Genomic DNA, 6,530 nt, shown 5'->3' with positions numbered 1-6,530 from the left:
CCGAGTTGCAGTTGCGCGAGCTTGATCTGCTCGTCGTTCAGCGCGATCTGCTCGAGCAGACGGCTGCGCTTGATCGACGCATCGCTCGCGTCGTACGCGTTGTCGAGGCCGCGCGCGGTGCGCTCGCGCAGCACGGCCGTCACGCGCTGGCTGATCTTCAGCTTCTGCTGCAACAGGTCGCGCACCGCGTACGCCTGGTCGAGCTGGCAATACACGGTGACGATCGCGACGGCGAGCGTGAGCCGCACCTGTTCGGCTTCGACGCCGGCCGCGTCGCGCAGCGACATCAGGCTCTTCGTCGCCGCGCGGTTCTTGCCCCACAGGTCGAGCTGGTAGTTCAGCCCGACGAAGACCGACGACGGCGATACGTTCGGATCGCCGAAGATCTGCACCGGCACGCGATAGCCGCCGGCCGTCACGTCGGCAATGTCGCCGGGTTTCGGCATCCGTGCCCGGCTGATCGTCGCGCCGGCCGTGCCGGTCAAACCGGTCAGCGAATCGAACTGCTGAAGCTGCGCCTGCGCGATCCGCAACCGCGCCTGCGCGACCTGTAGATCCGGGTTGTGCTGCGACGCCTCGGCGACCAGGTCGTCGAGCTGCGGGTCCTGCAACTGCTTCACCCAGTCGGGCGCCGGCCATGCGCCGTTCGCGCCGGGGCCGGCGGTATGCGCGAGCGCATCGTCGGCCGGCGCACGCAGCGACAGCGACGGCAGGAAGCCCGACGGCACGCATCCGGCCAACGCGAGCAATGCCGCGGCGGCCGCGATCATCGAGCCGCCCTTCACGCCACGCGCCGAACCCGCCGCTTGAATCATCCGTCGCATCGTCACCCCTGCCGAACGCGCCGCGCCCGCGCGGCCAGACGCGGTCGCGTGCGCTCGAGCGGGCCGAGCCGGCCGAACAGGCCGTCCGCGACGCCGAACAGGATGCCGGCCAGCTTCGCGCGCTTGTCGCGCTCGACCAGCGCGATCTGCACGACCTGCCACACGGTCAGCAGGTTCGGCACGAGCGCCACCGGAAAGCGCAGCCCGTACTGCATCCCGAGCTGCACCGCATTGCGGGCGCTGTAGTAGCGCCGTTGCCACGAGTGATTCATCGACGTCATTTCGAAAGGGCCGATCGCGTGCCGATGCTTCGCGCCGATCCGGTGCGGCAGCACCAGCGACGGCACGACATAGAGCGGCACGTTGCGCGCCAGCGCGCGGAAGCTGTATTCGGTATCGACGTGATCGATGAACAGCGTCTCGTCGAAGCGACCGAGCACGTCGAACGCGTCGCGCGACACGACGCAACCCGACGAAATCAGGAACGCGCAGCGCTGCATCGGCGTGCCCGGCTCGATGCGCAGGCGGCGCAAGCCGATGCCGTTGGTCGCGAGTTCGGGCAGGAAGCTGCGCGCGTTCTCGTCGAAGATGCGCGGGCCGGCGAGGAACGCACGCCGCGCGAGCCCCGCGCAGACATCGCGCATCGCCGGGAAATACGCAGCCGGCACCGACGAATCCTGATCGAACAGCGCGACCGCATCGAGGCCGTCGCGAAACAGCGCCGTAAGCCCCGCGTTGTACGCGCCCGCGATGCCGCCGCGATTGCCGTGATGCAGCAGCGCGATGCCTTCGCAGGCGCACAGTTCGCGTGCCCGCGCATCGGGCTGCGGCGTGTTGTCGACGACGAGCAGCGCGTCGCATGCGTGCCGCCATGCGCGCAGCGCGTCGAGCTGCGCGTCGCTCGGGTGATACAGGATCACGAGTGCGCCGAGTGTCGTCATGGTCCGCTCCTCAATGCCCGAACGATGCGGCCGCGCCGCGCTTGGGCCGCGTCAGCCACATCATCGCGGCGAGCGCGAGACACGTCATGCTCGCCATCCAGAACATGTCGTTGGTCGCCATCATGTAGGCCTGCTGCATCACGACGTGATGCAAGGTCGTCAGTTCGCGCACGCCGTCCACGCCCATCGCGTTCAACGCATGCACGAAGCGTTGCGTGTTCGCCGACGCATGCGTGACCGATTGCGACACGACGTCGTAGTGATAGGTCGCGCGGTTGTCCCACAGCGTCACGCTCATCGCGGTGCCGAACGCGGCCGACAGCGTGCGCAGGAAATTCGACAGGCTCGACGCGGCGGCGAGCCGGTCGTCCGGAATGCGCGACAAGGTCGCGGCGGTCAGCGGGATGAAGAAGCACGGCAGCCCGATGCCCTGGATCAGCCCGGGTGCTGCGATCTGCGCGAACGTCATCTTCAGCGTGAACTGCGCGTCCCAGGCGAGCACGGCCGCGAACACGAGGAAGCCGAACGTCGCGAGCACGCGCGCATCGAAGCGGTGCGCATGCAGCCCGACGAGGATCGAGAACACCAGCGCGAGCACGCCGAGCGACGCGGTCGCGAGCCCCGCATGAAACGCGTTGTAGCCCATCACGGCCTGCATCCACAGCGGAAACACCACGCCGACCACGGAGAAGCTCATCATCCCGAGCGAGATGATCAGCACGCAGAACGAGAACGTGCGGTCGCGAAACAGGCTCAGGTCGACCACCGGATGCGCTTCGCCCGCTTCCCAGATCAGCAGCGACACGATCGCGAGCGCCGCGACCACCGCGAGCGTGACGATCAGCGGCGAATCGAACCAGCCGCGGTCGTGGCCGAGATCGAGCATCGCCTGGAGCGAGCCGACGCCGATCACGAGCAGCACGATGCCCGGCACGTCGATCGGGCCGGCCGCGCCGCGCTGCGCGTCGGGGCGCAGCATCGCGGTGCACACCGCGAACGAGAACAGCCCGATCGGCAAGTTGATCAGGAAGATCCACGGCCACGAGAAGTTGTCGACGATCCAGCCGCCGACCACCGGCCCGAAGATCGGCGCGAGCAGCACCGTCATCGCCCACAGCGCGAGCGCGATCGTGCGTTTGTCGGGCGGGAACGTGCGCAGCAGGATCGTCTGCGACAGCGGCACCATCGGCCCCGAACACAGCCCCTGCAGCGCGCGGCAGATCACGAGCACGTGCAGGTCGCGCGCGAGCCCGCACAGCAGCGACGTCAGCGTAAACAACAGCACCGCGCCGACGAACAGCCGCAGCTCGCCGACACGGCGGGCGAGCCAGCCGGTGAGCGGCACCGCGATCGCGGCCGCGACCGAATACGAGCTGATCACCCACGTGCCCTGGCTGTTCGATACGCCGAGACTGCCCGAGATCGCCGGCACCGCGACGTTCGTCACGGTCGAGTCGAGCACCTCGATGAAGGTCGCGAGCGACAGCGCGAACGTCAGCAGCGCGAGCCGGATGCCGCGCACCGGCTGTGCGGCCGGCGCGGGCGCCGGCACGTCGAACGCGGACGGCGCGCCGCTCTCGTCGTGCAGCGGCGACGCGGTGCTCATGCGCCGGCCACCGCGACGTCGGCCCGCGCGGCAGCGCGCCCGCGCCTGGGCACGAACCGTTCGATGAAATCGGCGGCGGCGCCACAGCCGTCCGGCGCGGCCGCGAGCAGCGCACGCGTACGTTCCGCATGCACCGCGAACGCGGGTTCGTCGAGCACGCGTGCGAGCGCCGCGCCGAGCCGCGCGCCGTCGAGCGGGCCGTCGACCCGCACGCCGCAGCCGTTCGCGACGACGCGTTGCGCGTTGTCGAACTGATCGTGCGCGAACGGCGTGACGACCTGCACGATGCCGGCTTCGCACGCGAGCGCCGCCGTGCCGATCCCGCCGTGATGCACGAGCGCGCGGCAACGCGGCAGCAGCGTGCGCATCGGCACGAAGCGGCGCACGAGCAGCCGGTCGTCGCCCTGCACCGCATCGTGCGGCGTCAGCAGGATGCCGCGTGCGCCGGTCGCGCGCAGCGCATCCGCCACCGCACGCGCATACGCCGCATGATCGACGAGCGTCGAACCGGCCGTGAACACGACCGGGGCTTCGCCGGCCGCGAGAAACGCATCGAGTGCCCCATCGTCGTCGGGTGTCGCGATATCGTTGAACAACGGAAAACCGCTTTGCAGATGGTTCGACGGCCAGTCCGGCTGCGGCGGCGCGAACCAGCCGGGAAACAGGCACAGCACGCCGTCGGTCGAATGCAGCCAGCGGCCGAGCACGCGCCGCGCGGGCGCGAGCCCCAGCTCGCGGCGTACCGCATCGAGCGCCGGGCCGCACACGCGGTCGAGCACCTGCCGCTCGATCAGCGTCATCAGCGCCGACTTCACCGGCAACGGCCAGCGCGCGGGAATCGTCAGGCGCGGGTGAGTCGGCGGCGCATGCGCGGACAGCAGCGTCGACGGCGACACCTGCACCGATACGTACGGCGTGCCGTGCAGTTCCTGCATGAAGCGCGCGGAGAACGCCCACAGCGTGCCGACCAGCACCGTATCGGCATCGGTCAGCGCGCGCAGCGCGTCGTAATGCGGGCGCAACGTCGGCGCGATCACCTGCCACAGCGTGCGGAACGACGTGCGCGGATTCCACAGCGCCGGGTTCGCCATCGCCGCGTCGTATTCCGCCGCGGTGCCGACCGGCACGAACGCGAACCCGCAGCGGCGCACGGTCGCCTCGAACGGCGCGTGCGTGCAGAACACGACGTCGTGACCGCGCGCGGCCAGCGTGCGCGCGACGCCGAGCAGCGGATGCACGTCGCCCGCCGAGCCGATCGCGGTCACGATCATCTTCGCCATCGCGCGCCTCGCGGGTGTCAGTAGAAGCCGGGGATCAGCGCCGCGACCTCGCGGCGATACTGCGCATACGCCGGCCCGAAATATCCGGTCAGCCAGCTCTCCTCGACGCGCACCTTGTACGCGAGCGACGCAAACACGAGCAGCACGCCGATCGCGCCGCGCCATTCGCCGCCGATCAGCGCGGCGCCGACCAGCGCGATCAGGCAGCCGGTGTAGATCGGGTGACGCACGAGCGCATACGGCCCCGTGCGCACGAGTTCGTGGTCTTCCTTCAACGTGACCGACACGCTCCAGTTCGTGCCCAGATGCAGCCGTGCCCACACCGAGAACAGCAGGCCGGCTACCAGCACCGCGAGCCCGCACTGCGCCTGCAGGCCGAAGCGCTGCCAGTCGGGCACGAGCGCCTGCCACGACGGATCGGGCAGGATGATCAGCGCGCCGCCGACGATCAGCGGAATCGACTGCAGCGTGCGCGAGCGCGACGCCTCCTTGCGCACGGTGGTCTTGACGCCCTGCGACGTGGCGATCCAGTACGCGAGCCACGCGGCCCACGGAACGACGATGGCGATGGTCTGAACGATATTCACGGCTGGCCTGCCTCGTTGGGATGGGAATTCGGATGCGCGGGACGCGCCCGCTGCACGACGGATGGCGTCACGACGACAGCGCGTGCATCGGCGTGGGCACGCACGCATGTGCGGCAGCACGCGCGACGCCGGCCGCGGCGGCCGCCTCGCCGCAGAAGAAATCGAGCAACGCGGCACGGGTGTATTCGCGTTGCGCCCGGCCTTCGATGTCGAGAAAGTGGCCGGCGTCCGGCACCGTCGCGAACCGTGCGCGCGCCACGTGCGCACCGAGCTGGCGCACGTCGGCCGGCGTCGTGTACTCGTCGCGCTCGCCGTTCAGGAACAGCAGCTCGCAGCCGATGTTCGCGAATTCGCTGAAGTAGCGCTCGGGCTGCAGCGACAGGATCTGGTCGACGTGGAACGCGACCTGATCCTGCTCGTCGCGCGGCAGGCGCGTCAGATACCGGTAGTTGTACAGCTTCATGATGCGCGGCAGATAGCGGCCCACGGTGTCGTTCAGCAACTGCGCGGCCTTCAGGTTTTCGCCGGCCGCGATGTGGTCGCGGGCGCGCGTCACGTAGTCGACCATCGCGTCGTTCAGGAACGGCGAGAACGAGCAGATCGCCGCGCGCCGCACGCTCGGGCAGCCGCGTGCGAGCGCGAACAGCGACGCGACGCCGCCCCACGACACCGAAACGAGGTACGCCGGCGCGAAATGCTCGACCAGGTACTGGAGGATCGCGGCTTCGTCGTCCTTGGTCAGGATGAAGCAGCCGGGGTTGTGCTGGCGCGACTGCCCCGCATACGGCAGATCGAAGCAGATCGTGTTCATCCGCTCGCCGAGATACTGGACGGTCTGGCCGAACGACGCGGTGGTCGCGAGCGCGCCGTTGACGAGCATCGCCGTGTCGAACGCCGGGTCGAACACGTTCTGTTCGACGTAGACCTTCAGACCATTCGGCAGCGGGACCACGTGTTTTTCGGTCGGCATCGTCGTTCTCCGGTGGATGCGGCGTCTCGACGTCGCGGCATGCTGCAAGTGCGCAATGGCTGGCGCCGGCTGCGTGCGCGGTCGATCGACACGGTCATCGCCGACGCGTCGCGGCAATTGCCGGCGACGCCATTCATTCCTCATGGTGCGGCGCCATACTAATACGGTCGATATTACTTACTCAAGTCATTCCAAAAATCCCTCTACTCGGCCCGGAAATACGCCAAGTTCAAATTTTCTTATCAATTTCCATGGTATGCGGAATCTCAAAAAGGATCATCGCAATCGTTTGCTAGCAATTCGATCCAGCATTCAAAAAACA

At 68.7% G+C, this 6,530-nt stretch carries 6 protein-coding genes; all 6 read right to left on the bottom strand.

The features are described 5' to 3' along the window. On the bottom strand, positions 1–815 hold an 815-nt coding region (locus tag JMF86_RS17000), incomplete at its 3' end, for a TolC family protein (RefSeq protein WP_374039665.1). Between the two features lie 11 nt (positions 816–826). Continuing rightward, complete coding sequence (locus JMF86_RS16995) at positions 827–1,765, bottom strand: glycosyltransferase family 2 protein (RefSeq protein WP_011547087.1); 939 nt, start codon at positions 1,763–1,765, stop codon at positions 827–829. 10 nt (positions 1,766–1,775) lie between these two features. Beyond that, complete coding sequence (locus JMF86_RS16990; protein WP_011547086.1) at positions 1,776–3,371, bottom strand: DHA2 family efflux MFS transporter permease subunit; 1,596 nt, start codon at positions 3,369–3,371, stop codon at positions 1,776–1,778. After that, on the bottom strand, positions 3,368–4,651 hold the full coding sequence (locus JMF86_RS16985) for a glycosyltransferase (protein ID WP_011694821.1): 1,284 nt from the start codon (positions 4,649–4,651) through the stop codon (positions 3,368–3,370). The genes JMF86_RS16990 and JMF86_RS16985 overlap by 4 nt, the downstream gene beginning before the upstream one ends. Before the next feature lie 17 nt (positions 4,652–4,668). Continuing rightward, positions 4,669–5,238: an isoprenylcysteine carboxylmethyltransferase family protein gene (locus JMF86_RS16980; protein ID WP_011547084.1), complete on the bottom strand. Its 570-nt coding sequence runs from the start codon at positions 5,236–5,238 to the stop codon at positions 4,669–4,671. A 67-nt stretch (positions 5,239–5,305) separates the two neighbouring features. Further along, complete coding sequence (locus JMF86_RS16975; RefSeq protein WP_011547083.1) at positions 5,306–6,208, bottom strand: alpha/beta fold hydrolase; 903 nt, start codon at positions 6,206–6,208, stop codon at positions 5,306–5,308. Between the last annotated feature and the right edge of the window lie 322 nt (positions 6,209–6,530).

This window comes from Burkholderia sp. E168m15 (assembly GCF_016586105.1).
Classification (GTDB): Bacteria; Pseudomonadota; Gammaproteobacteria; order Burkholderiales; family Burkholderiaceae; genus Burkholderia; species Burkholderia orbicola.
Note: the sequence above shows the minus strand (reverse complement) of the source record. Positions and strands in the feature narration are given on the sequence as shown.